The sequence below is a fragment of the Streptomyces durocortorensis genome (genome assembly GCF_016901035.1).
Lineage (GTDB): Bacteria > Actinomycetota > Actinomycetes > Streptomycetales > Streptomycetaceae > Streptomyces > Streptomyces durocortorensis.
Genome location: NZ_JAFEUF010000029.1, coordinates 11,373 through 35,300 on the forward strand (window position 1 = coordinate 11,373; position 23,928 = coordinate 35,300).

The window sequence follows — 23,928 nt, forward strand, 5'->3', positions numbered from 1 at the left end:
CCCGCCCCCGTCCCCGCCCCGCGTCCCCGGCCGCGCGGGGGGGGGGGGGGGGGGGGGGGGCTGGGCGGGCGGGGGGGGGGGCGCCCCGGGGCGGGGGGGCCGCGGGGGGGGGGCGCAGCGCGCCGAGGCCGGAGCAGGGCACGTCCATCAGGATGCGGTCGAAGGTGCCGGGCAGCCACGGCGGGCGGGTTCCGTCGGCGGTGATCACCTGGTACGGGCCGGGGTTGCCGGCGAGCGACCGCTCGACCAGGCGGGCGCGGTGGGGCTGCTTCTCGGCGGCGAGCAGGGTCGCGCCGCGTCCGGCGGCCAGCGCGGCGAGCAGGGCGGCCTTGCCGCCGGGGCCCGCGCAGCCGTCCAGCCAGCGGGTGTCGCGGCCCTCGACGGGGGCGGCGGCCAGCGCGGCGGCGACGAGCTGACTGCCCTCGTCCTGGACGCCGGCCCGGCTCTCCTGGACGGCCTCCAGCGCGCCGGGCTCGCCACCCTCGGCCATCCGGACCGCGTACGGGGACCAGCGGCCGGGCAGGGAGTTGTCCTCGCCCAGGGCCTTGACCAGTTCCTCGGTGGTGGAGCGGCCGGGGCGGGCGACCAGGGTCACCTCGGGCCGCTCGTTGTCGGCCTCCAGCAGGTCCTCGATGCCCGCCCGGCCGCCGCCCAGCGCGTCCCAGAGGGCGGAGACGATCCAGCGCGGGTGGGAGTGGACGACGGCGAGGTGGTCCTCGGCGTCCTCGTCGTACGGCGGGGCGACCTTCTCCACCCAGCCGTCGAGGTCGTGCGCGGTGACCTTGCGCAGCACCGCGTTGACGAACTTCGCACGCCCCTCCCCCAGCACCACCCGGGCCAGCTCCACACTGGCGGAGACGGCCGCGTGGGTGGGGATACGGGTGCCGAGCAGTTGGTGGACGCCCATGTTCAGAACGTCGAGGACCGGCGGGTCGACCTCGCGCAGAGGCCGGTCGATGCAGGCCGCCACGATCGCGTCGTACGTGCCCTGGCGGCGCAGCGTCCCGTAGACGAGTTCGGTCGCCAGCGCCGCGTCCCGGCCGTCGAAGTCGCCCTTGGCGCGGGCCTTCTTCAGCAGCGGGGGCAGCACGAGGTTGGCGTACGCGTCGCGCTCGTCGACGGCCCGCAGCGCCTCGAAGGCGAGGAAGCGGACCGGGTCCTTCTTGGGCCGGCGGTGGGGCTTGGCGGGACGGCGACGCGGCTGGTCGTTCACGTGAAAGGTGCTCCGCTGATGGTGTGAGGGGCGAACCCTCCCAGCGTACGTCGCCCTCCCCGCCCGCCCGAACGGCGGCCCGGGGCCCCGGGGACCGGGCTCAGAGCCGCTCTGCCCTCGCCCCTGATGGGCGCTACAGGCCCAGCAGCTCGCCGTGGGTGATGCGGACGCCGCGCGCCCAGTCGGCGCCCTTCATCGGCTTCTTGCCCTGCGGCTGGACCCAGAGCAGCTCGACCGCGTGCGATCCGGTGCCGACGTACACGTTGTTCTTGGCGGCGGACAGCTCGCCGGGGGCCAGATCGGTGCGGTCCAGGACCGGGGCGGCCTGGATCAGCTTGAGCCGCTCGCCGCGGAACAGGGTCCAGGCCCCGGGGGCCGGGGTGCAGCCGCGCACCACCCGGTCGACGCGCAGGGCGGGCGCGGACCACTGGATCTGGGCGTCCTCGACGGTGATCTTCGGGGCGAGCGTGACGCCCTCGTGCGGCTGGGGCACGGCGTGCAGCGTGTCGTCCTCGATGCCGTCCATGGTGGCCGCCAGCAGCCCGGCGCCGGCGAAGGCGAGCCGGGTGAGCAGGTCGCCGCTGGTGTCGGTGGGGCGGATCTCCTCGGTGAGGACGCCGTAGACCGGGCCGGAGTCGAGCCCCTCCTCGATCAGGAAGGTCGACGCGCCGGTCACCTCGTCCCCGGCCATCAGCGAGTGCTGTACGGGGGCGGCGCCCCGCCAGGCGGGCAGCAGTGAGAAGTGCAGGTTGACCCAGCCCCGGGCGGGCACGTCGAGGGCGACCTTGGGCAGCAGGGCCCCGTAGGCGACGACCGGGCAGCAGTCCGGGGCGATCTCGCGCAGCCGGGCGAGGAACTCCTCGTCCCTGGGCTTCGCGGGCTTGAGCACCTCGATCCCGGCTTCCTGAGCCCGCTCGGCCACCGGGCTCGCGACGAGTCGGCGGCCCCGCCCGGCGGGGGCGTCGGGACGGGTCACGACGGCGGCCACCTCATGGCGGTCGGAGGCGATCAGGGCGTCCAGGGCGGGGACGGCGACTTCGGGGGTGCCGGCGAAGACGAGCTTCATGGGTGGCTGACTGCCTCTCGGGCCAAGACGTACGGTGACGAGCAGCACACCAGTCTAGGGTCTCGGGTCGGACCGGGCCCGGCCGCTCCCTTGCACAAGCCCGGCGACTCCCTTGCGCGGGGGCGGCGACTCCCTTGTCCGGGGCGGCGACCAGGGGGCGTACGCGCGCCGCGCACGCCCCGTGCATATGCACATACGCCCCGATAGCGTGACCACATACCCGGCTCGGGCGTTGGTCAAAGGAGATTGACCGAAGCGGGCCGCCCCGATTGCGGCCCGATCCCTTTCAACGCCGGTTCGAGAGGCTTCTTCATGGCCGACCACGCAACGCACGACGCCCAAGCGCGGGCCAGTCTGCATCTTCTGGTGCGGGACATCGAGCGGGTCAGGCGGCAGGTGGACGCGCTGCGCACCCTCACCGCCCAGCTGGGCAACGTCTACCGTCCGCGCCGCTCCGGCCCTTCCGCGGGCTTCGTCGTCTACGGCAGGGCCCCGGCCCCCACCGTCCGCCTCGCGCAGGAACTGCGGGACAGCGTCGAGACCCTGGTGACGGCCGCGGTGGACTTCGACCGCTCGCTGGGCTTCTCCTGGGACGCGGTGGGCTCCGCCCTCGGCGTCACCAAGCAGGCCGTGCACCGCCGGTACGGAACGCGCCGCGCGACACCGCAGCCCGCCGCCGAGACGGGCGGCGAGACGGCCCCCGTGTCGCGCCCGGTGTCCGTCGGCACCGGCCTCACCGGGGCCTCCGCCGGAGGGTCCGGCTCCCCGGTGCCCTCCGTCCCGGCGGCTCGCTCGATGCCGCCGCAACCGTCGTCGGCCCAGCAGCCGGTCCGTGAGGAACTGCGTCCCGGCGCGTTCCCGGGCCCCCGCAACGGCTGACCGGACACCGCCCCCTCTGCCCCACCGTGCCGGTCGCACGGCGGGGCAGTCCCCTGTCCGGGGCCGGTCCGGGCGGACGGCCCGCAGGCACGCTCAGCCGATGTCGGGCGGGTCGATCCTGATGCGCACCGGCTCGCTCGCGCCCTTGGCCGTACGGGCCGCGAGCGCCGTCTTCAGGGCCCGGGCGAGCGCCGCCCCACGCCCCGGGACCACCCGGATCAGGGCCCGCTCCCAGGCCTCGCCCGGCGGGGCGTCCCCCGGTCTGCGGGCCCGCCCGGGCGCGGCCGACGGGGCCGGCACCGGACCCAGGATCTCGGCCTCCGGCGGCAGCCCTGCGGTGTCGAGGAAGGCGGCCAAGGCCTCGGGCGGGCCGGTCGCCGAGGCCATCCGGGAGACCGGCGGGAAGCCCAGCTCGGCCCGCTCCGCCAGCTCCCGCCGGGCGAACCCCGCCGGATCCCAGCGGACCAGCGCCTGCACCGCGCGCTCCGTCGGCTCGGCCACGATCACCACCGTGCCGCCCTCCTCCTGCCCCCGCACCAGCGCCGACGCGGCCGTCCACCGGCGCAGCGCCTCCTCCCCCGCCCGCAGATCGGGCCTCCCGAGCATGGCCCAGCCGTCCAGGAGCAGGGCCGCCGCATACCCGCCATCGGCGACGGGCTCCGCCCCGGGCGTGGAGACGACCAGGGCCGGGGCGTCGGGCACCGCGTCCAGGATGTGGTCGCGCCCCGAGGTGCGGACGGGCACGGCGGGGAAGGCCCGGCCCAGCTCCTCCGCGGTGCGGCGGGCGCCGACGATCCGGGCGCGCAGCCGGGTGGAGCCGCACTCCGCGCAGCTCCAGGCCCGCTCGGCCTGCCCGCACCAGGTGCAGTTCAGATCCTGCTGGTCCGGGGCTTCGAGGGGCCCCGCGCAGTGCCGGCAGCGGGCGGGCGTGCGGCAGCGTTCGCAGGCGAGGCGCGGGGCGTACCCCCTGCGGGGCACCTGGATCAGCACCGGGCCGGTGCGCAGGCCGTCGCGCACGGCCCCCCAGGCGAGGCTGGGCAGCCGGGCGGAGCGGGCCGCGCCGTCCCGGGCCAGCTCGCCGTCCCCGACCGTACGGATGAGGGGAGCGGCCCGGCGCAGCTTCTCGCGGTCCGCGAGGAGCGGCAGCGCCCAGCCGCTCTCCACGAGCTGGGCGGCCTCGACCGTGCAGCTGATCGCGCCGAGCAGGAAGCCGCAGCGGCCCTGCGTCGCCCGCAGCTCCAGGACCTCGCGGACATGCGGGAAGGGGGCGTTGTCGTCGCTGTGGCTGGAGTCGCCGTCGTCCCAGACGACGACGAGCCCGAGGTCCCGGACGGGGGCGAACATGGCGGCCCGGGTGCCCACGACCGCCCGCACCGAGCCCCGGCGTACCGCGAGCCACTGGCGGTAGCGCTTCTCGGGGCCGGATTCGGCGGTCAGCACGGCGTGCCGGCCCGTGCCGAGCGCCTCGGTCAGGGCCGCGTCGACCCGCCCGGCGGCCCGCCCGTCCGGGACGACGACGAGTGCGCCGCGCCCGGAGGAGAGCGTCGCCGCGACGGCCCCGGCGATCTCGGCGGGCCAGTGCGGTCCGGGCAAAGCGGTCCACACCGCGCGCGGAGCGCCGCCCTCGGCCAGCGCGCGCAGGAAGGCCGGGCCCTGCCCGTACCGCTCCCAGGTGCCCGGGGCCGGCGGCGGGGGCGGGGGCAGCGGTTCCGGGGAGGGCTTGGACTCGGCGCGGCCGTTGCGGGGCGGGACGGCGAGCTGGAGGACGTCGGCGAGGCTCCCCGCGTACCGGTCGGCGACGGTGCGGCAGAGGGCGAGCAGCTCGGGACCGAGGACGGGCTCCGGGGAGACCACGGAGGCGAGGGCGGCCAGCGACCCCTGGTAGTCGGAGTCGGCGCGGCGCTCGACGATGAAGCCGTCGATCAGGCCGCCGCCCTCGCGCCGCCCGCCCTGCACGTTGCGCCCCCCGGCACCGAACCGGACCCGGACCCGGACGCCCGGCCTGGCGTCGGCGTCCAGCTCCTGGGGCACCGCGTAGTCGAAATACTGGTCGAGGTGGAGGACGCCCTTGTTGACCAGGACGCGGGCGACGGGCAGTTCCTCGGCGAGGGCCGCGCCGCGCCAGGTCCGCGGCTTGGCACGCGGCACCTTCGCCTGGCGCACGGTCTCCCGGATCAGCGCAAGCTGCTCCGGCGCCCCGGCACCGGGTTCGGCGGACTGCTCGTTCTCGCTGCTCACAGCTGCATTCCTACCAGAGGGCACTGACAGTCCGGAGAGCACGGACAGTCGTGGGGGCACGGCAGCGGGGGGGGGCCACCGCGTTCGGTGTCCGGGCCCCGCCGTCACTCAGTGCCGGTGCTCGTACGGCCCTTACAGACCCGCGGCCGCGCGCAGCGCGTCCACGCGGTCCGTGCGCTCCCAGGTGAAGTCCGGCAGCTCGCGGCCGAAGTGGCCGTAGGCGGCGGTCTGGGCGTAGATCGGGCGGAGCAGGTCGAGGTCCCGGATGATCGCGGCCGGGCGGAGGTCGAAGACCTCGCCGATCGCGTTCTCGATCTTCTCGGTGTCGACCGCGGCGGTGCCGAAGGTCTCGACGAAGAGACCGACGGGCTCGGCCTTGCCGATCGCGTAGGCGACCTGGACCTCGCAGCGCGCGGCGAGACCGGCGGCCACCACGTTCTTCGCGACCCAGCGCATCGCGTACGCCGCGGAGCGGTCGACCTTGGACGGGTCCTTGCCCGAGAAGGCGCCGCCACCGTGGCGGGCCATGCCGCCGTAGGTGTCGATGATGATCTTGCGGCCGGTGAGGCCGGCGTCGCCCATCGGGCCGCCGATCTCGAAGCGGCCGGTCGGGTTCACCAGGAGGCGGTAGCCCTCGGTGTCCAGCTTGATGCCGTCCTCGACGAGCTGCGCGAGCACGTGCTCGACGACGAACTCGCGGATGTCGGGCGCGAGCAGCGAGTCCAGGTCGATGTCCGAGGCGTGCTGCGAGGAGACGACCACCGTGTCGAGCCGGACCGCCTTGTCGCCGTCGTACTCGATGGTGACCTGGGTCTTGCCGTCGGGGCGCAGGTAGGGGATGGTCCCGTTCTTGCGGACCTCGGACAGCCGCCGGGAGAGGCGGTGCGCGATGTGGATCGGGAGCGGCATGAGCTCCGGGGTCTCGTCGCAGGCGTAGCCGAACATCAGGCCCTGGTCGCCCGCGCCCTGCTTGTCGAGCTCGTCCTCGTCGCCCTCGACCCGCTTCTCGTACGCGGTGTCGACACCCTGGGCGATGTCCGGCGACTGGGCGCCGATCGAGACCGAGACGCCACAGGAAGCACCGTCGAAGCCCTTTTTGGAGGAGTCGTAACCGATCTCCAGAACCTTGTTGCGCACGAGGTTGGGGATGTCGGCGTAGGCCTTGGTGGTGACCTCGCCCGCGACATGCACCAGACCGGTGGTGATCAAGGTCTCGACGGCGACGCGCGAGGAGGGGTCCTCGCGCAGGAGCGCGTCGAGAATCGTGTCGCTGATCTGGTCAGCGATCTTGTCGGGGTGACCCTCGGTGACGGATTCCGAGGTGAAGAGACGGCGGGACACATCGCTCCCTGGGGTTGCAGCGGCTGCTGGCTGATCATGGGTGATACGTCCGAGAGCTGCGCTCGGTGCGTATCGTCGGCCAGTTTATCGGTCACATCCGGCGGTCGGGCCAGGTGTCTCGCCCTTTGGGAGGTTCGTGACGTGCGCCACGCAGGACACCAGTAGGACAATCCGCCCTCCCCGACCGCCGCTTTGAGGCTTATGGGGCGATTTAGCTCACCCGGAGGGTTGATTATGAAATCGGCTGGAACCTGACGGAAACCAGATCCCAGACCGTGTCGGCGAGCGCTTCCTTGGGGCCGTACGGCACCGGCGTCTCCTGGCCGTCCGCAGCGAGGACGACCGCCTCGTTCTCCTCCGAGCCGAAGGTCCTGCGCTCCCCCACCTCGTTGACCACGAGGAGGTCGCAGCCCTTGCGGCGGAGCTTCGCACGGCCGTTGGCCAGCACGTCGTCGGTCTCGGCGGCGAATCCGACGACGATCTGGTCCGGCCGGGCCCGCTCCCCGGAGACCTCGGCGAGGATGTCGGGATTGCGGACGAGAGTGAGCGCGGGCGCCTCCTCGCCGTCCTTCTTCTTGATCTTGCCGGTGGCGTACTCGGCAGGGCGGAAGTCGGCCACCGCGGCCGCCATCACCACGACGTCCGCGTCGGCGGCCGCCTTCAGCACGGCCTCGCGCAGCTGGACGGCCGTGCCGACGCGCAGGACGTCGGCCCCGGCCGGGTCGGGCAGCCCGGTGTTGGCCTCGATCAGGGTGACCCGGGCTCCCCGGGCCACGGCGGTGCGCGCCAGCGCGTAGCCCTGCTTGCCGGAGGAGCGGTTCCCCAGGAAGCGCACCGGGTCGAGCGGCTCGCGGGTGCCGCCGGCGCTGATCACCACATGGCGGCCCACGAGGTCGCTCTCGGTGACCCCGCGTGCCAGCACCCGGCGGCAGGTCTCGAAGATCTCGCCGGGATCGGGCAGCCGGCCCTTGCCGGTGTCGACGCCGGTGAGCCGCCCGACGGCCGGCTCGATGACGACGGCGCCCCGGCGGCGCAGGGTGGCGACGTTCTCCTGGGTGGCCGGGTGCTCCCACATCTCGGTGTGCATGGCGGGGGCGAAGACCACCGGACAGCGGGCGGTCAGGAGCGTGTTGGTGAGCAGGTCGTCGGCGAGCCCGTGGGCGGCCTTGGCCAGCATGTCCGCGGTGGCCGGGGCGACCACCACGAGGTCGGCCTCCTGCCCGATCCGCACGTGCGGGACCTCGTGGACGTCCTGCCAGACCTCGTCGGAGACCGGGTGGCCGGAGAGCGCCGACCAGGTGGCCGCCCCCACGAAGTGCAGCGACGCGGCGGTCGGCACGACCCGTACGTCGTGGCCGGACTCGGTCAGCCGGCGCAGCAGCTCGCACGCCTTGTAGGCGGCGATGCCCCCGCTGACCCCCAGGACCACCTTCGGCTTGTCCACTGCGTCTCCCCGCACTCGGCACCGTAACGGCAACATGTGCGTCCCATGCTGCCTCACCGCGCGCGGCGCGTTCATCCGGCCCCGGACACACCTCAGGCCCGGCGGACGGGCCGCCGGGCCTGGAGTGAAGGTGCTGCGGTGCCGCTGCGTTACTGAGCGGGGCCCTCGATGGCCTCGGAGGTCAGCAGACCGGCGTTGATCTCGCGGAGCGCGATCGACAGCGGCTTCTCGTGCACGTGGGTGTCGACGAGCGGACCGACGTACTCGAGGAGGCCTTCACCGAGCTGCGAGTAGTACGCGTTGATCTGACGGGCGCGCTTGGCCGCGTAGATCACCAGGCTGTACTTCGAGTCGGTGGCCTCGAGGAGCTCATCAATCGGCGGGTTGATGATGCCCTCGGGCGTGGTGATGGAAGAGGACACTCTCTGCCTTCCGAAGGGGGTGTAGATCAAAGATCAACGAGATCTGGACGATCGCAGAGATCTAGGCCTGAAGCATCAACGTTAGCAGCTCGCGTGCCACGTCCTCGACGGAGGTGTTGACGAGCGTCGTATCGAACTCCGCCTCGGCGGCCAGCTCGACCTTCGCGGCGGCGAGCCGGCGCTCGATGACCTCGGGGGCCTCGGTGGCCCGGCCGGTGAGCCGGCGCACCAGCTCCTCCCAGCTCGGCGGGGCCAGGAAGACCAGACGCGCGTCGTCCATCGACTGGCGGACCAGCCGGGCGCCCTGGAGGTCGATCTCCAGCAGGACCGGCTCGCCCGCCTCCAGGCGGTCCAGCACGGCCCGGCGGGGCGTGCCGTAGCGGTTGCCCGCGAACTCGGCCCACTCCAGCAGCTCACCGTTGGCGATGAGCTTGTCGAACTCCTCGTCGTCCACGAAGAAGTAGTGGACACCGTTGCGCTCCCCGGGGCGCGGCTTGCGTGTCGTCGCCGACACGGAGAGCCACACCTCGGGGTGCACGGTGCGCATGTGAGCGACGACCGTGCTCTTGCCGACCCCCGAGGGGCCGGAGAGCACGGTCAGCCGCGGACGTACGTCCGGGGGTACGGGGGACGTCCCCCGGGATGTTGCAGCCATGGGGCGATTATCCAGGTTCTCAGGAGTGCCTGAGAACGTCAGGCGGGGCTGCCGCCGAACTCACGCTCCAGGGATGCGATCTGGTTGGAGCCAAGACCCCTGACCCGGCGGCTCTCGGAGATGCCGAGACGCTCCATGATCTGCTTGGCGCGGACCTTGCCGACGCCCGGCAGGGATTCCAGCAGTGCGGAGACCTTCATCTTCCCGATGACGTCGTTCTCCTGGCCCTGCTTGATGACCTCGTGGAGGGAGGCGCCGGAGTGCTTGAGTCGATTCTTGACCTCGGCCCGCTCCCGGCGAGCCGCGGCGGCCTTTTCGAGCGCGGCTGCGCGCTGTTCAGGGGTAAGGGGCGGAAGAGCCACGCCTACGTCACCTCGGATGTCGATCTGTCGGATACGGACCCACGGGGAAGCTGGACGCCACCCCACCAGGTGAGCGACGAACACACTGTGCTCGGCCGCTCTTCGACGGAGACTAGCGGCAAGGGCCGCTGTAGTCAGCGAGAACAGACGAAAAGTCCTGGTCAGCTGTGGCCGACCAGGATTTTCCCGACATATCGACCAGGTTTCCCGTCAGTAATTCGTCAACACGCTGTAAACGTGTCAGGGTCAGCTGCCGGATACGGCGCTGCGGACCTCGTCCGCGAACCGTTCGGCTGCTTCGCGCAGCCCTGACGCGTCCGGTCCGTGGCGCAGCACGCCCCGGCTCACGCTGGGCACCACGTTGCCCACCGCGTCGCCGAACACCGCCGGAAGATCCGCCGGGGTCGCTCCCTGGGCGCCGATGCCGGGCGCGAGCAGCGGCCCGTTGATCGCCAGGTCCACCCCCGCGTCGCCGAGCGTCGCGCCGACCACCGCGCCGACCGAGCCGAGGGGAGCCGCCCCCTCGTTCTCGGCGGCCATGTGGTCGAGCATCAGCTGGGCGAGCGAACGGCCGTCGGCAGCCGTGGCCCGCTGGACCTCGGCGCCCTCCGGGTTGGAGGTGAGGGCGAGGACGAAGACGCCCGCGCCGGAGACGGCGGCGGCGTCCAGCGCTGGGCGCAGCGAGCCGAAGCCCAGGTACGGGGAGACGGTGACCGCGTCGGAGAAGAGCGGCGAGTCCTTGTCCAGGTAGGTCGCCGCGTACGCGCCCATGGTGGAGCCGATGTCGCCGCGCTTGGCGTCCATCAGGACCAGCGCCCCGGCGGCGCGGGCCTCCTCGACGGTCTTCTCCAGGACGGCGACGCCGCGCGAGCCGAAGCGCTCGAAGAACGCGGACTGCGGCTTGAGCACGGCGACCCGGTCGGCCAGCGCCTCCACGACGGTCCGGGTGAAGCGCTCCAGGCCCGCGATGTCGTCGTTCAGCCCCCAGGAGGTGAGCAGGGACGCGTGCGGGTCGATGCCGACGCAGAGCGGCCCGCGGGTGTCCATGGCGTGGCGCAGGCGGGCGCCGAAGGGTTCGAGGGTCACTGGGCGGCCTTCTTCCGGGTCTCGGCGCCGACGGCCTCGGCGAGGGTGGCGTACGGGGAGGTGGCGAGCCGGGCGGCGAGGCCCTTGTGGATCGCGCGGGCGTAGAAGGGACCTTCGTAGATGAAGGCGCTGTAGCCCTGGACGAGGGTGGCCCCGGCGAGGATGCGCTGCCAGGCGTCCTCGGCGTTCTCGATGCCGCCGACGCCCACCAGGGTGATCCGGTCCCCCACGCGGGCGTACAGGCGGCTCAGGACCTCCAGCGAGCGCTCCTTGAGGGGGGCGCCGGACAGTCCGCCGGTCTCGCCCAGCAGCTCCGGGCCCGACTTCAGGCCGAGGCCCTCGCGGGCGATGGTGGTGTTGGTGGCGATGATGCCGTCCAGGCCCAGCTCCACGGCGAGGTCGGCGACGGCGTCGACGTCCTCGTCCGCGAGGTCCGGGGCGATCTTGACGAGCAGCGGGACGCGCCGGGTGGTGACGGTGCGGTCGGCGGCCTCGCGCACGGCGGTGAGCAGCGGCCGCAGCGACTCGGTGGCCTGGAGGTTGCGCAGGCCGGGGGTGTTGGGCGAGGAGACGTTGACGACCAGGTAGTCGGCGTGGGCGGCGAGCCGCTCGGTGGACTTCACGTAGTCGGCGGCGGCCTCGGCCTCGGGGACGACCTTGGTCTTGCCGATGTTGACGCCGACCGTGGTGCGGAAGACCGGGTTACGGGCGGCGAGGCGGGCGGCGACGGCGGCGGAGCCCTCGTTGTTGAAGCCCATGCGGTTGATCAGAGCGCGGTCGGCGACGAGCCGGAAGAGGCGCTTCTTGGGGTTGCCGGGCTGCGGTTCGCCGGTGACGGTGCCGATCTCGATGTGGTCGAAGCCGAGCATCGCCATGCCGTCGATCGCGACGGCGTTCTTGTCGAAGCCGGCGGCGAGCCCGAAGGGGCCGTGCATCCGCAGGCCGAGGGCCTCGGTGCGCAGCTCCCGGTAGCGGGGGGCGAGGGCGGCGGCGACGAAGGTGCGCAGGACGGGGATCCGGGCGGCGAGGCGGATCCAGCGGAAGGCGGCGTAGTGGGCCTGCTCGGGGTCCATCCGCTTGAAGACCAGCCGGAAGAAGAGCTTGTACATGAAGAGATGTCCTTGGTGCTCGGTGTGCTCGACAGGGCTCACAAAGAGGGGGACACCGTTTCCGGTGTCCCCCTCTCCGGGCGGCTAGTCGCGCGCCGCGGTCAAGTGTTCCGCGTGTTCCTGGAGGGAACGGACGCCCACGTCACCGTGGTTGAGGGCGTCGATGCCCTGGACGGCGGCGGCGAGCGCCTGGACCGTGGTCAGGCACGGTACGGAGCGGGAGACGGCCGCGGTGCGGATGTCGTAGCCGTCGAGGCGGCCGCCGGTGCCGTACGGCGTGTTGACGATGAGGTCGACCTCGCCGTCGTGGATGTGCTGGACGATCGTCTTCTCGCCGTTGGGGCCGGGGCCCTCGGACTGCTTGCGCACGACGATGGCGTTGATGCCGTTGCGCTTGAGGACCTCGGCGGTGCCGGAGGTGGCCATCAGCTCGAAGCCGTGGGCGACCAGCTCGCGGGCCGGGAAGATCATCGAGCGCTTGTCCCGGTTGGCGACCGAGATGAAGGCGCGGCCCTTGGTGGGCAGCGGGCCGTACGCGCCGGCCTGCGACTTGGCGTACGCCGTGCCGAAGACCGAGTCGATGCCCATGACCTCGCCGGTGGAGCGCATCTCCGGGCCGAGGACCGTGTCGACGCCCCGGCCGTGGATGTCGCGGAAGCGCGACCACGGCATCACGGCCTCCTTGACGGAGATCGGCGCGTCCAGCGGCAGCGTGCCGCCGTCGCCGGTCTTCGGCAGCAGGCCCTCCTCGCGCAGCTCGGCGATGGTCGCGCCCAGCGAGATGCGGGCGGCGGCCTTGGCGAGCGGGACGGCGGTCGCCTTCGAGGTGAAGGGGACCGTGCGGGAGGCGCGCGGGTTGGCCTCCAGGACGTACAGGATGTCGCCGGACAGCGCGAACTGGATGTTGATCAGTCCGAGCACGCCGACGCCCTTGGCGATGCCCTCGGTGGAGGCGCGCAGCCGCTTGATGTCGAAGCCGCCGAGCGTGATCGGGGGCAGGGCGCAGGCCGAGTCGCCGGAGTGGATGCCGGCCTCCTCGATGTGCTCCATGACGCCGCCGAGGTAGAGCTCGTGGCCGTCGTAGAGGGCGTCCACGTCGATCTCGATGGCGTCGTCGAGGAAGCGGTCGACCAGGACCGGCCGGGTGGGGCTGATCTCGGTGGACTCGGAGATGTACGAGGCGAGGCGCGTCTCGTCGTACACGATCTCCATGCCGCGCCCGCCGAGGACGTAGGACGGCCGTACGAGGACGGGGTAGCCGATCTCGTCGGCGATGGCCTTGGCCTCGGCGAAGGTGGTGGCCGTGCCGTGCTTGGGCGCGGGCAGTCCGGCCTCGGCCAGGACCCGGCCGAAGGCGCCGCGGTCCTCGGCGGCGTGGATCGCCTCCGGGGAGGTGCCGACGACGGGCACGCCGTTGTCCTTGAGCGCCTGGGAGAGACCGAGCGGGGTCTGGCCGCCGAGCTGCACGATGACACCGGCGATCGGGCCCGCCAGCGATTCGGCGTGCACGATCTCCAGGACGTCCTCCAGGGTGAGCGGCTCGAAGTAGAGCCGGTCGGAGGTGTCGTAGTCGGTGGAGACGGTCTCCGGGTTGCAGTTGACCATGACGGTCTCGTAGCCCGCGTCGCTCAGGGCGAAGGAGGCGTGCACACAGGAGTAGTCGAACTCGATGCCCTGGCCGATGCGGTTGGGGCCCGAGCCGAGGATGATTACGGCCGGCTTGGTGCGGGTCGCGACCTCGCTCTCCTCGTCGTAGGAGGAGTAGAAGTACGGCGTCTTCGCCGCGAACTCGGCCGCACACGTGTCAACGGTCTTGTAGACCGGGCGGATGCCGAGCGCGTGCCGGACCTCGCGGACGACGTCCTCGCGCAGCCCGCGGATCTCGCCGATCTGGGCGTCGGAGAAGCCGTGCCGCTTGGCCTCGGCGATCAGGTCGGCGTCCAGGCGTTCGGCGGAGGCCAGCTCGTCGGCGATCTCCTTGATCAGGAAGAGCTGGTCGACGAACCAGGGATCGATCTTCGTGGCGTCGAAGACCTCTTCCTGGGTGGCTCCGGCGCGGATGGCCTGCATGACGGTGTTGATGCGGCCGTCGGTCGGGCGGACCGCTTCCGCGAGCAGCTCGGCCTTGTCGCCGACCGGGCCGGTGAAGGCGAACTGCGAGCCCTTCTTCTCCAGCGAGCGCAGGGCCTTCTGGAGGGCTTCGGTGAAGTTCCGGCCGATCGCCATGGCCTCGCCCACCGACTTCATGGTGGTGGTGAGGGTGGAGTCGGCGGAGGGGAACTTCTCGAAGGCGAAGCGGGGGGCCTTGACGACGACGTAGTCGAGGGTCGGCTCGAAGGAGGCCGGGGTCTTCTCGGTGATGTCGTTGGGGATCTCGTCCAGGGTGTAGCCGACGGCCAGCTTGGCGGCGATCTTGGCGATCGGGAAGCCGGTGGCCTTGGAGGCGAGCGCCGAGGAGCGGGAGACGCGCGGGTTCATCTCGATGACGATGACCCGGCCGTCGGTGGGGTCGATGGCGAACTGGATGTTGCAGCCGCCGGTGTCGACGCCGACCTCGCGGATGATCGCGATGCCGACGTCGCGCAGCCGCTGGTACTCGCGGTCGGTGAGCGTCATCGCCGGGGCGACGGTGATGGAGTCGCCGGTGTGGACGCCCATCGGGTCGAAGTTCTCGATGGAGCAGACGACCACGACGTTGTCGTTCCGGTCGCGCATCAGCTCCAGCTCGTACTCCTTCCAGCCGAGGATGGACTCCTCCAGGAGCACCTCGGTGGTCGGGGAGAGCGTGAGGCCCTGTCCGGCGATGCGGCGCAGCTCCTCCTCGTCATGGGCGAAGCCGGAGCCGGCGCCGCCCATGGTGAAGGAGGGGCGGACGACGACGGGGTAGCCGCCGAGGGTGTCGACGCCGGCGATGACGTCGTCCATGGTGTGGCAGATGACGGAGCGGGCGGACTCGCCGTAGCCGATCTTCTCCTTGACGGCTTCCACGACGCCCTTGAAGAGGTCGCGGTCCTCGCCCTTGTTGATTGCCTCGACGTTGGCGCCGATGAGCTCGACGCCGTACTTCTCCAGCACGCCGTTGTCGTGCATGGAGATCGCGGTGTTCAGCGCGGTCTGGCCGCCGAGGGTGGGCAGGAGCGCGTCGGGGCGCTCCTTGGCGATGATCTTCTCGACGAACTCGGGGGTGATCGGCTCGACGTAGGTGGCGTCGGCGATCTCCGGGTCGGTCATGATCGTCGCCGGGTTGGAGTTCACCAGGATGACGCGCAGGCCCTCGGCCTTGAGGACGCGGCAGGCCTGGGTGCCGGAGTAGTCGAACTCGGCGGCCTGGCCGATGACGATCGGACCGGAGCCGATGACCAGGACGGACTGGATATCGGAGCGCTTAGGCACGCTGGCCCTCCATCAGGGATACGAAGCGGTCGAAGAGGTACGCGGCGTCGTGCGGGCCCGCGGCCGCCTCGGGGTGGTACTGGACGCTGAACGCGGGCCGGTCCAGGAGCTGGAGCCCCTCGACGACCTGGTCGTTCAGGCAGACGTGGGAGACCTCGGCGCGGCCGAACTCCGTGTCGGAGACCTTGTCGAGCGGGGCGTCGACGGCGAAGCCGTGGTTGTGCGCGGTGACCTCGACCTTGCCGGTGGTGCGGTCCTGCACCGGCTGGTTGATCCCGCGGTGGCCGTACTTCAGCTTGTAGGTGCCGAAGCCGAGCGCGCGGCCGAGGATCTGGTTGCCGAAGCAGATGCCGAAGAGCGGGGTGGAGCGTTCCAGCACGCCGCGCATGAGGGCGACGGGGTGGTCGGCGGTGGACGGGTCGCCGGGGCCGTTGGAGAAGAAGACGCCGTCGGGCCGGACCGCGTACACCTCCTCCAGGGTGGCCGTGGCGGGCAGGACGTGCACCTCGATGCCGCGTTCGGCCATCCGGTGCGGGGTCATGCCCTTGATGCCGAGGTCGACCGCGGCGACGGTGAACTTCTTCGTGCCGATCGCGGGGACGACGTACGCCTCCTTCGTCGCCACTTCGGCGGAGAGGTCGGCGCCGGTCATCTCGGGGGCCTGGCGGACCTTGGCGAGGAGGGTGCCCTCGTCGGGGATGGCCTCGCCGGAGAAGATCCCGACGCGCATCGCGCCGCGCTCGCGCAGGTGGCGGGTGAGGGCGCGGGTGTCGACACCGCTGATGCCGACGACGCCCTGGGCCGCCAGCTCCTCGTCCAGCGAGCGCTGGGAGCGCCAGTTGGAGGGCTTGCGGGCGGGGTCGCGGACGACGTAGCCGGAGACCCAGATCCGGCCGGACTCGGGGTCCTCGTCGTTGACGCCGGTGTTGCCGACGTGCGGGGCCGTCATGACGACGACCTGGCGGTGGTACGAGGGGTCGGTCAGCGTTTCCTGGTAGCCGGTCATGCCGGTGGAGAACACCGCTTCGCCGAAGGTCTCCCCCACGGCCCCGTAGGCGCGGCCGCGGAAGGCGCGGCCGTCCTCCAGGACGAGTACGGCGGGGGTCTGTGCCCCCCGGGTGGAGAGGGTCATCGTGCGGTGCCTTCCGTCGTGGTGCTGGTGAGTTCGGTGGCGGCCGGGGCGCCGGTGAGCCGGTTGACGGCGTCGACCCAGGCCTGGTGCTCGGCGGAGCGGTCGGAGCGGAAGCCGGAGTCGATCAGCTTCTCGCCGTGCGCCCAGGTGATGATCAGCAGGCCGCCCTCGGGGAGGACCTTGCCGGCGAGCGCCTGGTCGAGGCGGGCCTCGCGCAGGGCGTCGGCCGGGATGAAGAAGTCGGCCGCTCCGGGGCGTACGACGTCCAGGCCGCGGGCGGTGAGCGTCAGCTCGGTACGGCTGCGGGTGCCGAGCCCGTGCGCGACGATCCGGTCGAGCCACTGCCCGGCGGTGGTGGAGGCGTGGTAGCGCCCCTGGAGCGTCAGCAGCGTCTCGTCGTCGTCGAAGTCCTCGGGGGTGACCGGGAGCTCCGGCAGATCCGACTGGAGGCTGGCGCGCCACTTCCAGCCCTGGCGCATCAGCCAGTAGACGAGGGCGATGAAGACGAAGAGGCCGACCACCCAGGCGATGCGGGCGGCCCAGTCCGTCACTTCCGCCGACTTCTGCTCGGCGGCCAGGTGGTACAGGGGGGTCAGAGTTGTCACGCGAGCTTCCCGTCGACGACCGTGGCACGGCCCCGCAGGAAGGTGTGGGTGACACGGCCCGGCAGCTCACGGCCCTCGTAGGGGGTGTTGCGGCTGCGGGACGCGAAGCCCGCGGGGTCCACTGCTCCACGGTATGCCGGATCGACCAGAGTGAGGTTGGCGGGCTCACCCGCCGAGACGGGACGGCCGTGTCCTTCGAGCCGGCCGATGGCCGCGGGGCGGAAGGACATGCGGTCGGCGACGCCCGCCCAGTCGATCAGACCGGTGTCCACCATCGTCTGCTGGACGACCGAGAGCGCGGTCTCCAGGCCCACCATGCCCATGGCGGCCGCGGCCCACTCGCAGTCCTTGTCCTCGTGCGGGTGCGGGGCGTGGTCGGTGGCGACGCAGTCGATCGTGCCGTCGGCCAGCGCCTCGCGCAGGGCCAGGACGTCGGCCTCGGTGCGCAGCGGCGGGTTCACCTTGTAGACCGGGTTGTAGGTGCGGACCAGCTCGTCGGTGAGGAGGAGGTGGTGCGGGGTGACCTCGGCGGTGACGTTCCAGCCCTTGGACTTGGCCCAGCGGACGATCTCCACGGAGCCGGCGGTGGAGAGGTGGCAGATGTGGACCCGGGAGCCGACGTGGGCGGCGAGGAGGACGTCGCGGGCGATGATCGACTCCTCGGCGACGGCGGGCCAGCCGCCGAGTCCCAGCTCGGCCGAGACGATGCCCTCGTTCATCTGGGCGCCCTCGGTGAGGCGGGGCTCCTGGGCGTGCTGGGCGACGACGCCGTCGAAGGCCTTCACGTACTCCAGGGCCCGGCGCATGATCACGGCGTCGTCGACGCACTTGCCGTCGTCGGAGAAGACCTTCACCCCGGCTGCCGAGTCGTGCATGGCGCCGAGCTCGGCGAGCTTCTTGCCCTCCAGGCCGACGGTGACGGCGCCGACGGGCTGCACGTCGCAGTAGCCGGACTCCTTGCCGAGCCGCCAGACCTGCTCGACGACGCCGGCGGTGTCGGCGACGGGGAAGGTGTTGGCCATGGCGTGCACGGCGGTGAAGCCGCCGACGGCCGCGGCCTTGGTGCCGGTGAGGACGGTCTCGGAGTCCTCGCGGCCGGGCTCGCGCAGATGGGTGTGCAGGTCGACCAGGCCGGGCAGCAGGATCTGCCCCTCGGCCTCGATCACGGTGGCGCCCTCGGCTTCGATGCCGGTGCCCACCTCGGCGACGGTCTCGCCGTCGATCAGGACGTCCCTGGGCTCGCCGCCGAGGATCCGCGCACCGCGAATAAGGATCTTGCTCATGGTTACTTGTTCTCCTCGGTACGGGCGGGGGCGGCGGACAGCGCGGTGTCGGAGCCGCCGAGCAGCAGGTAGAGCACGGCCATGCGGATGGAGACCCCGTTGGCGACCTGCTCGACGACCGTGCAGCGGTCGGAGTCGGCGACCTCGGCGGTGATCTCCATGCCGCGGACCATCGGGCCGGGGTGCATGACGATGGCGTGTTCGGGCATCTTCGCCATGCGCTCGCCGTCCAGGCCGTAGCGGCGGGAGTATTCGCGCTCGGTCGGGAAGTAGGCGGCGTTCATCCGTTCGCGCTGCACACGCAGCATCATCACCGCGTCGGACTTCGCCAGCACGTCGTCGAGGCTGTAGCTGACGTCGCAGGGCCACTGCTCGACGCCCACGGGGACGAGGGTGGGCGGGGCCACCAGGGTGACGTGCGCGCCGAGCGTGGTGAGCAGGTGGACGTTGGAGCGGGCGACGCGGCTGTGCAGGATGTCGCCGACGATCGTGATGCGGCGGCCGTCCAGGTCGCGGCCGAGCCCGGCGTCGGGGCCGACGAGCCGGCGGCGCATCGTGAAGGCGTCCAGCAGGGCCTGGGTGGGGTGCTCGTGGGTGCCGTCCCCGGCGTTGACCACCGCCCCGTCGATCCAGCCGGAGGTGGCGAGCCGGTAGGGGGCGCCGGAGGCGCCGTGCCGGATGACGACGGCGTCGGCGCCCATCGCCTCCAGGGTGAGCGCGGTGTCCTTCAGGGACTCGCCCTTGGAGACGGAGGAGCCCTTGGCGGAGAAGTTGATGACGTCGGCGGACAGCCGCTTGGCGGCCGCCTCGAAGGAGATGCGGGTACGGGTCGAGTCCTCGAAGAAGAGGTTGACGACGGTACGGCCGCGCAGGGTGGGGAGCTTCTTGATCGGCCGGTCCGCGACCCGGGCCATCTCCTCGGCGGTGTCGAGGATCAGGACGGCGTCGTCGCGGGTGAGGTCGGCGGCCGAGATGAGGTGACGCTTCATCTGGGGTTCTCCGGGTGGCTGGAGGGGGTTTCAGGCATGCGGGCGCGCAGAGGGGCGCCGTACGTCCCCACAGGGGCGTACGGGAGGGTTCGGGCTACTGCGCGTCCGCGGGGGCGGCCTGCTTGACGCCGAGCAGCACGGCGTCGCGGCCGTCCTCCTCGGCGAGCTGGACCTTGACCGTCTCCCGCAGCGACGTGGGGAGGTTCTTGCCGACGTAGTCCGCGCGGATCGGGAGTTCCCGGTGGCCGCGGTCGACGAGGACCGCGAGCTGCACCGCGCGGGGGCGGCCGATGTCGCCGAGCGCGTCGAGGGCGGCGCGGATCGTGCGGCCGGAGAAGAGCACGTCGTCGACCAGGACGACCAGGCTGCCCTCGATCCCCTCGCCGGGGATGTCGGTACGGGCCAGGGCCCGCGCCGGGCGCAGCCGCAGATCGTCGCGGTACATGGTGATGTCGAGCGATCCGACCGGCGTCTTCCGGCCGGTGATCTCTTCGAGTTTGTCGGCGAGCCGACGGGCGAGGAACACGCCCCGGGTCGGGATGCCGAGCAGCACCACGTCGTCGGCGCCCTTGGCGCGTTCGACGATCTCGTGGGCGATACGGGTCAGCACACGGGCGATGTCGGGGGCCTCGAGAACGGGGCGCGCCGCGTTGCCGGTGTCGTCGTGCTGTGCGTCCATAAGAAACGGACCTCCTTCTCCGCCTCACGGGACGGATCGTTAAAGGACGTCGAAATTGCGTCATCCACGCTACCAGGGCTTGCGCCCGGCCCTGGCCCCACCCCCGGGAGGTGCCGGTCCGGACCATTCGGCTTGACGCATCCAAGTAACGCTGCGTAACCTCACAGTGAGTTACCAGCCACGCGGCGGAGCCGCACACTGTTCCAGCGTCCGGGGAGCCATATGTCCAGCGAATACGCAAAACAGCTCGGGGCCAAACTCCGTGCCATCCGCACCCAGCAGGGCCTTTCCCTCCACGGCGTGGAGGAGAAGTCCCAGGGCCGCTGGAAGGCCGTCGTGGTCGGTTCGTACGAGCGCGGCGACCGTGCGGTGACCGTGCAGCGCCTCGCCGAGCTGGCGGATTTCTACGGGGTTCCGGTGCAGGAGCTGCTGCCCGGCACGACGCCGGGCGGAGCCGCCGAGCCGCCGCCGAAGCTCGTCCTGGACCTGGAGCGCCTCGCCCACGTCCCGCCGGAGAAGGCCGGTCCGCTGCAGCGCTACGCGGCGACGATCCAGAGCCAGCGCGGTGACTACAACGGCAAGGTGCTCTCGATCCGCCAGGACGACCTCCGCACGCTGGCCGTGATCTACGACCAGTCGCCTTCCGTACTGACGGAGCAGCTCATCAGCTGGGGCGTGCTGGACGCGGACGCGCGCCGTGCGGTCTCCCACGACGAGGCCTGAGCGAGCGGGGTCCGACCCCACAGCAGAAACGTGCCGCCGGGGGGGGGGGGGGGGGGGGGGGGGGGGCCCCCCCCCCCGGGGGGGGGGGGGGCCCGCGCGCGGCGCCCCCGCCTTCCACGCCGTGGCCCCCGGGGGCGTCGCCGGGGGGGCCCTTCGTGGTGTCCGACCGGACCGTCGCCGGGGGCTACTGCTCTCGGCGGAGGTTCGGCTTCAGGTCCTTGAAACGGGCCAGCAGGCCGTTCACGAAGGACGGGGAGTCATCGGTGGAGAACTCCTTGGCGAGCTGGACGGCCTCGTCGATCACCACGGCGTCCGGGGTCTCGTCCATCCAGATCAGCTCGTACGCACCGAGCCGCAGGATGCTCCGGTCGACGACCGGCATGCGGTCGATCTCCCAGTCCACGGCGTAGGTGACGATGAGGTCGTCGATCCGGTCCGCGTACTGCGCGTACCCCTCGACCAGCTCCATCGTGAACTCACCGACCGGCGGCTGACGGTCGTCGGTCCGCGAGAGCCGAACCCAGTCCGCGAGCACGCTCTGCACGGACTCACCGCGCTGGTCGGCCTCGAAGAGGATCTGGAAGGCGCGCTTGCGGGCCTTGTTCCGGGCAGCCACGGTTAGCTGTTCACCCGGCCGAGGTAGGTGCCCGTGCGGGTGTCGACCTTGATCTTCTCGCCGGTGGTGATGAAGAGCGGCACGCCGATCTCGTAACCGGTCTCCAGGGTGGCGGGCTTGGTGCCGCCGGTGGAGCGGTCGCCCTGGACGCCCGGGTCGGTGTGCTGGATCGTCAGCTCGACCGCGGCGGGCAGCTCGACGTAGAGCACCTCGCCCTCGTGCTGGGCGACGGAGGCGGTGAAGCCCTCGATGAGGAAGTTGGCGGCGTCGCCGACGGCCTTACGGTCGACCATGAGCTGGTCGTAGGTGTCCATGTCCATGAAGACGAAGTACTCGCCGTCCATGTACGAGAACTGCATGTCGCGGCGGTCGATGGTGGCCGTCTCGACCTTCACGCCGGCGTTGAACGTCTTGTCGACGACCTTGCCGGAGAGCACGTTCTTGAGCTTGGTGCGCACGAAGGCGGGGCCCTTGCCGGGCTTGACGTGCTGGAACTCGACGACGGACCAGAGCTGGCCTCCGTCGAGCTTGAGCACCAGGCCGTTCTTGAGGTCGTTCGTGGAAGCCACGGTTGCGGAATCTCCTGGACTGAAGCTGGTGGAACGACCGAGGATGCGCGCTAGAGCGCGAGCAGCTCCTTGGTCGTCATGGTGAGTAGCTCGGGTCCGCCGTCCGCCTCGGGGCGCACGACGAGCGTGTCATCGATCCGGACACCGCCCCGGCCCGGGAGGTGGACCCCCGGTCCGACGGTGACCGGCACACAAGCGTCCAGTTTACCCATGGCTGTCGGTGCCAGTTGCGGGTCCTCCTCGATTTCGAGCCCCACACCGTGCCCGGTCCTCGGCTGGAGGCCCTCGCCGTGCCCCGCGGACTCCAGCGGATGCCGGGCCGCCCGGTCCACGTCCCGGTAGGCGGCCCCCGGCGCCAGGGCTTCCCTGCCTGCCCGCTGAGCGGCGAAAACAAGGTCGTAGAGCTCGATCTGCCACTCTGCGGGGGCGGTGCCGATGACGAACGTACGGCCGATCTCGCAGCGGTAGCCGTGGTAGCTCGCGCCGAGGCGGACGGAGAGGAAATCTCCCTCCTCCACCCTGCGGTCCGAGGGCCGGTGGCGCCCCTGGCCGGAGTTGGGTCCGGTGGCCACGGAAGTGACGAAGGCGGGGCCGTCCGCGCCGTGGTCGACGAGACGGCGCTCCAGTTCGAGGGCGAGGTGCCGCTCGGTGCGGCCGACGAGGATCGATTCGAGGAGTTCCCCGAGGGCCTGGTCGGTGATCTCGGCGGCGATCCGGAGGCAGCCGATCTCCTCCTCGTCCTTGACGATCCGCTGCTGCTCCACGGTGAAGCCGAGGTCGGCCAGTTTCAGACGCGGGGCGGCCTTCCCCATGGCACGGTGCCGGGCCACGGTCAGGTCGTGCTCCTCGACGGCGAGCGAATCCGCGCCCGACGCGGCGGCGAGACCGGCGGCAGCGATCACGGGGTCCGTGTCCGGGGCGGGCAGGAGGTCGATCCGGAGCGCCTCGTCGGGCCGCCCGTGGGCGGGTTCGCCGGTGGGGGCGCGGGGGCAGAGCAGAACGTCCTCGCCGGGGCCGAGCAGCAGCACGGCGCCGGGCGGCGCTCCGCCCGCGAGATAGCGGACGTTGGCGGGGCGGGAGACCAGGGCGGCCGCGGACCCCGCGGCGGAGCACCGGTCGCGGAGCAGCCCGCGTCGGACGGCGTGCACCTCTGACATGGTTCGAGCGTACGAGCGGGGGCGGCGGCCCGCCCGGCCAGCGCATCCGACCGGGGGGCGGGGCTCCCGAACGCTGCTGCTACCAGGCGGGCGGGCTCGCGATGGAGCGGGCCAGCACGTCGTCCAGGACGCGGGCGGTGGTCTCGACGTCGTACGTGGAGTTGTCGATGATCGGGAGCCCGGAGCCGTACCAGCCGGCCATCCGGCCGTGGATGCGGGCGACCTCCTCGTCGGAGAGCCTGCGGTTGCCACTGCGGGCGGCGTTGCGCTCCAGGACGATCTCCAGGCCGGGCAGCAGGACCACGGGCAGCAGGCCGGGGCCCACATGGCGCTTCCAGCCGCCGAGGCCGACGACCGGGCGGTCGGGGAAGACGGCGTCGTCGAGGATGCAGGAGATGCCGTTGGCGAGGAAGTTGCGGGCGGCGAAGCCGCAGGTGCGGCGGGCCAGGCGGTACTGGGCCTCGGAGTGGTCGTTCCAGCCGGCCTGCGGGTCGGCGAATCCGGAGCGGACCCATTCGCGGACGTCGTCGAGGGAGACATGGGCGGTGGGCACCCGGCGGCGGGCCGCCCAGAGCTTGGCGACGGTGGTCTTGCCCGCCCCGGCCGGGCCGATGAGCAGCACGGCGAGCGTCGCGCCGCCGGTGCCGGGCTCGGCGGGCGGTGCGGGCAGCGGCACGGGCCCGCCCGGAGGCAGCTGGACGTGCCCGGTGTGCCCGACGGCCTCCCTGGCGGGGGGCGTTGGGCCGGTGCCGCTCCAGCCCGACCCGGGGGCCTGGCCGGGGTGGCCGGTCTGCTGGGCCTGGTAGGGCCGGCCGACGTGCCCGATACCGGGTCCGTGGGGCGGCGGCAGCGGGGCCCCCACTGCGTGCTGCATCCGGTGCCACTCCGTCTCGTAACTGCAACTGACGCTGATGGGACGGCTACCGTACCTTCCCGGGCCGTCTCGGGGTGAACGGCCCGGGAGGGT

At 72.2% G+C, this 23,928-nt stretch carries 21 protein-coding genes and 1 pseudogene; 2 read left to right on the forward strand and 20 right to left on the reverse strand.

The window, feature by feature from the left end:
* Positions 1-110: 110 nt before the first annotated feature.
* Together JS521_RS08840 and fmt are read right to left on the reverse strand one after the other, a co-directional pair.
* Positions 111-1,213: pseudogene (locus JS521_RS08840) on the reverse strand (transcription antitermination factor NusB); the annotation flags it as partial.
* A gap of 133 nt (positions 1,214-1,346) precedes the next feature.
* Complete coding sequence (fmt, locus tag JS521_RS08845) at positions 1,347-2,279, reverse strand: methionyl-tRNA formyltransferase (RefSeq protein ID WP_205082169.1); 933 nt, start codon at positions 2,277-2,279, stop codon at positions 1,347-1,349.
* Between the two features lie 312 nt (positions 2,280-2,591).
* Here fmt and JS521_RS08850 point away from each other — a divergent pair, with 312 nt between their 5' ends.
* Positions 2,592-3,158, forward strand: coding sequence for a hypothetical protein (locus JS521_RS08850; RefSeq protein ID WP_205082170.1), 567 nt, complete (start codon positions 2,592-2,594; stop codon positions 3,156-3,158).
* 93 nt (positions 3,159-3,251) lie between these two features.
* Here the strand turns inward: JS521_RS08850 and JS521_RS08855 are convergent, their stop codons facing one another.
* From JS521_RS08855 to pyrR, 14 genes are all read right to left on the reverse strand, one after another.
* Positions 3,252-5,396 carry a primosomal protein N' gene (locus JS521_RS08855; RefSeq protein WP_205082171.1) on the reverse strand — a complete coding sequence of 715 codons (2,145 nt, stop codon included), beginning with the start codon at positions 5,394-5,396 and terminating at the stop codon, positions 3,252-3,254.
* A gap of 132 nt (positions 5,397-5,528) precedes the next feature.
* Positions 5,529-6,737: a methionine adenosyltransferase gene (gene metK, locus JS521_RS08860; RefSeq protein WP_069737325.1), complete on the reverse strand. Its 1,209-nt coding sequence runs from the start codon at positions 6,735-6,737 to the stop codon at positions 5,529-5,531.
* A 232-nt stretch (positions 6,738-6,969) separates the two neighbouring features.
* Positions 6,970-8,181: a bifunctional phosphopantothenoylcysteine decarboxylase/phosphopantothenate--cysteine ligase CoaBC gene (gene coaBC, locus JS521_RS08865; protein WP_205082172.1), complete on the reverse strand. Its 1,212-nt coding sequence runs from the start codon at positions 8,179-8,181 to the stop codon at positions 6,970-6,972.
* A gap of 149 nt (positions 8,182-8,330) precedes the next feature.
* The gene (gene rpoZ, locus JS521_RS08870; protein ID WP_003970369.1) at positions 8,331-8,603 is read right to left on the reverse strand and encodes a DNA-directed RNA polymerase subunit omega; all 273 of its coding nucleotides are present in this window, start codon (positions 8,601-8,603) and stop codon (positions 8,331-8,333) included.
* A 61-nt stretch (positions 8,604-8,664) separates the two neighbouring features.
* On the reverse strand, positions 8,665-9,258 hold the full coding sequence (gmk, locus tag JS521_RS08875; RefSeq protein WP_205082173.1) for a guanylate kinase: 594 nt from the start codon (positions 9,256-9,258) through the stop codon (positions 8,665-8,667).
* A 38-nt stretch (positions 9,259-9,296) separates the two neighbouring features.
* Positions 9,297-9,620, reverse strand: coding sequence for an integration host factor (locus JS521_RS08880; protein ID WP_003970367.1), 324 nt, complete (start codon positions 9,618-9,620; stop codon positions 9,297-9,299).
* A gap of 246 nt (positions 9,621-9,866) precedes the next feature.
* Positions 9,867-10,706, reverse strand: a complete 840-nt coding sequence (gene pyrF, locus JS521_RS08885) for an orotidine-5'-phosphate decarboxylase (protein ID WP_205082174.1) — start codon at positions 10,704-10,706, stop codon at positions 9,867-9,869.
* On the reverse strand, positions 10,703-11,815 hold the full coding sequence (locus tag JS521_RS08890; RefSeq protein WP_205082175.1) for a quinone-dependent dihydroorotate dehydrogenase: 1,113 nt from the start codon (positions 11,813-11,815) through the stop codon (positions 10,703-10,705). The genes pyrF and JS521_RS08890 overlap by 4 nt, the downstream gene beginning before the upstream one ends.
* An 84-nt stretch (positions 11,816-11,899) precedes the next feature.
* Positions 11,900-15,208 carry a carbamoyl-phosphate synthase large subunit gene (gene carB, locus JS521_RS08895; RefSeq protein ID WP_205082176.1) on the reverse strand — a complete coding sequence of 1,103 codons (3,309 nt, stop codon included), beginning with the start codon at positions 15,206-15,208 and terminating at the stop codon, positions 11,900-11,902.
* Complete coding sequence (carA, locus tag JS521_RS08900; RefSeq protein WP_030800109.1) at positions 15,201-16,340, reverse strand: glutamine-hydrolyzing carbamoyl-phosphate synthase small subunit; 1,140 nt, start codon at positions 16,338-16,340, stop codon at positions 15,201-15,203. The genes carB and carA overlap by 8 nt, the downstream gene beginning before the upstream one ends.
* Complete coding sequence (locus tag JS521_RS08905; protein WP_205082177.1) at positions 16,337-16,945, reverse strand: PH-like domain-containing protein; 609 nt, start codon at positions 16,943-16,945, stop codon at positions 16,337-16,339. The genes carA and JS521_RS08905 overlap by 4 nt, the downstream gene beginning before the upstream one ends.
* Positions 16,942-18,228: a dihydroorotase gene (locus JS521_RS08910; protein WP_205082178.1), complete on the reverse strand. Its 1,287-nt coding sequence runs from the start codon at positions 18,226-18,228 to the stop codon at positions 16,942-16,944. Before JS521_RS08910 ends, JS521_RS08905 begins: the two co-directional genes overlap by 4 nt.
* 2 nt (positions 18,229-18,230) lie before the next feature.
* On the reverse strand, positions 18,231-19,217 hold the full coding sequence (locus tag JS521_RS08915; protein WP_030800104.1) for an aspartate carbamoyltransferase catalytic subunit: 987 nt from the start codon (positions 19,215-19,217) through the stop codon (positions 18,231-18,233).
* 94 nt (positions 19,218-19,311) lie between these two features.
* The gene (gene pyrR / locus JS521_RS08920) at positions 19,312-19,896 is read right to left on the reverse strand and encodes a bifunctional pyr operon transcriptional regulator/uracil phosphoribosyltransferase PyrR (RefSeq protein WP_006123180.1); all 585 of its coding nucleotides are present in this window, start codon (positions 19,894-19,896) and stop codon (positions 19,312-19,314) included.
* A 222-nt stretch (positions 19,897-20,118) separates the two neighbouring features.
* On the opposite strand from pyrR, the gene bldD reads away from it, so the two are divergent.
* Positions 20,119-20,619: a transcriptional regulator BldD gene (bldD, locus tag JS521_RS08925; RefSeq protein ID WP_205082179.1), complete on the forward strand. Its 501-nt coding sequence runs from the start codon at positions 20,119-20,121 to the stop codon at positions 20,617-20,619.
* Between the two features lie 184 nt (positions 20,620-20,803).
* Here the strand turns inward: bldD and nusB are convergent, their stop codons facing one another.
* The 4 genes from nusB to JS521_RS08945 all read right to left on the reverse strand — a co-directional run bounded on the left by nusB (position 20,804) and on the right by JS521_RS08945 (position 23,835).
* Positions 20,804-21,235, reverse strand: a complete 432-nt coding sequence (nusB, locus tag JS521_RS08930; protein ID WP_007453233.1) for a transcription antitermination factor NusB — start codon at positions 21,233-21,235, stop codon at positions 20,804-20,806.
* A gap of 2 nt (positions 21,236-21,237) precedes the next feature.
* Positions 21,238-21,804, reverse strand: a complete 567-nt coding sequence (gene efp / locus JS521_RS08935; RefSeq protein ID WP_205082180.1) for an elongation factor P — start codon at positions 21,802-21,804, stop codon at positions 21,238-21,240.
* 50 nt (positions 21,805-21,854) lie between these two features.
* Positions 21,855-22,961 (reverse strand): aminopeptidase P family protein, encoded by a 1,107-nt coding sequence (locus JS521_RS08940; protein ID WP_205082181.1) that lies wholly within the window; start codon positions 22,959-22,961, stop codon positions 21,855-21,857.
* A gap of 79 nt (positions 22,962-23,040) precedes the next feature.
* A complete protein-coding gene (locus JS521_RS08945; protein WP_205082182.1) occupies positions 23,041-23,835 on the reverse strand; it encodes an AAA family ATPase in 795 nt (264 codons plus the stop codon).
* Between the last annotated feature and the right edge of the window lie 93 nt (positions 23,836-23,928).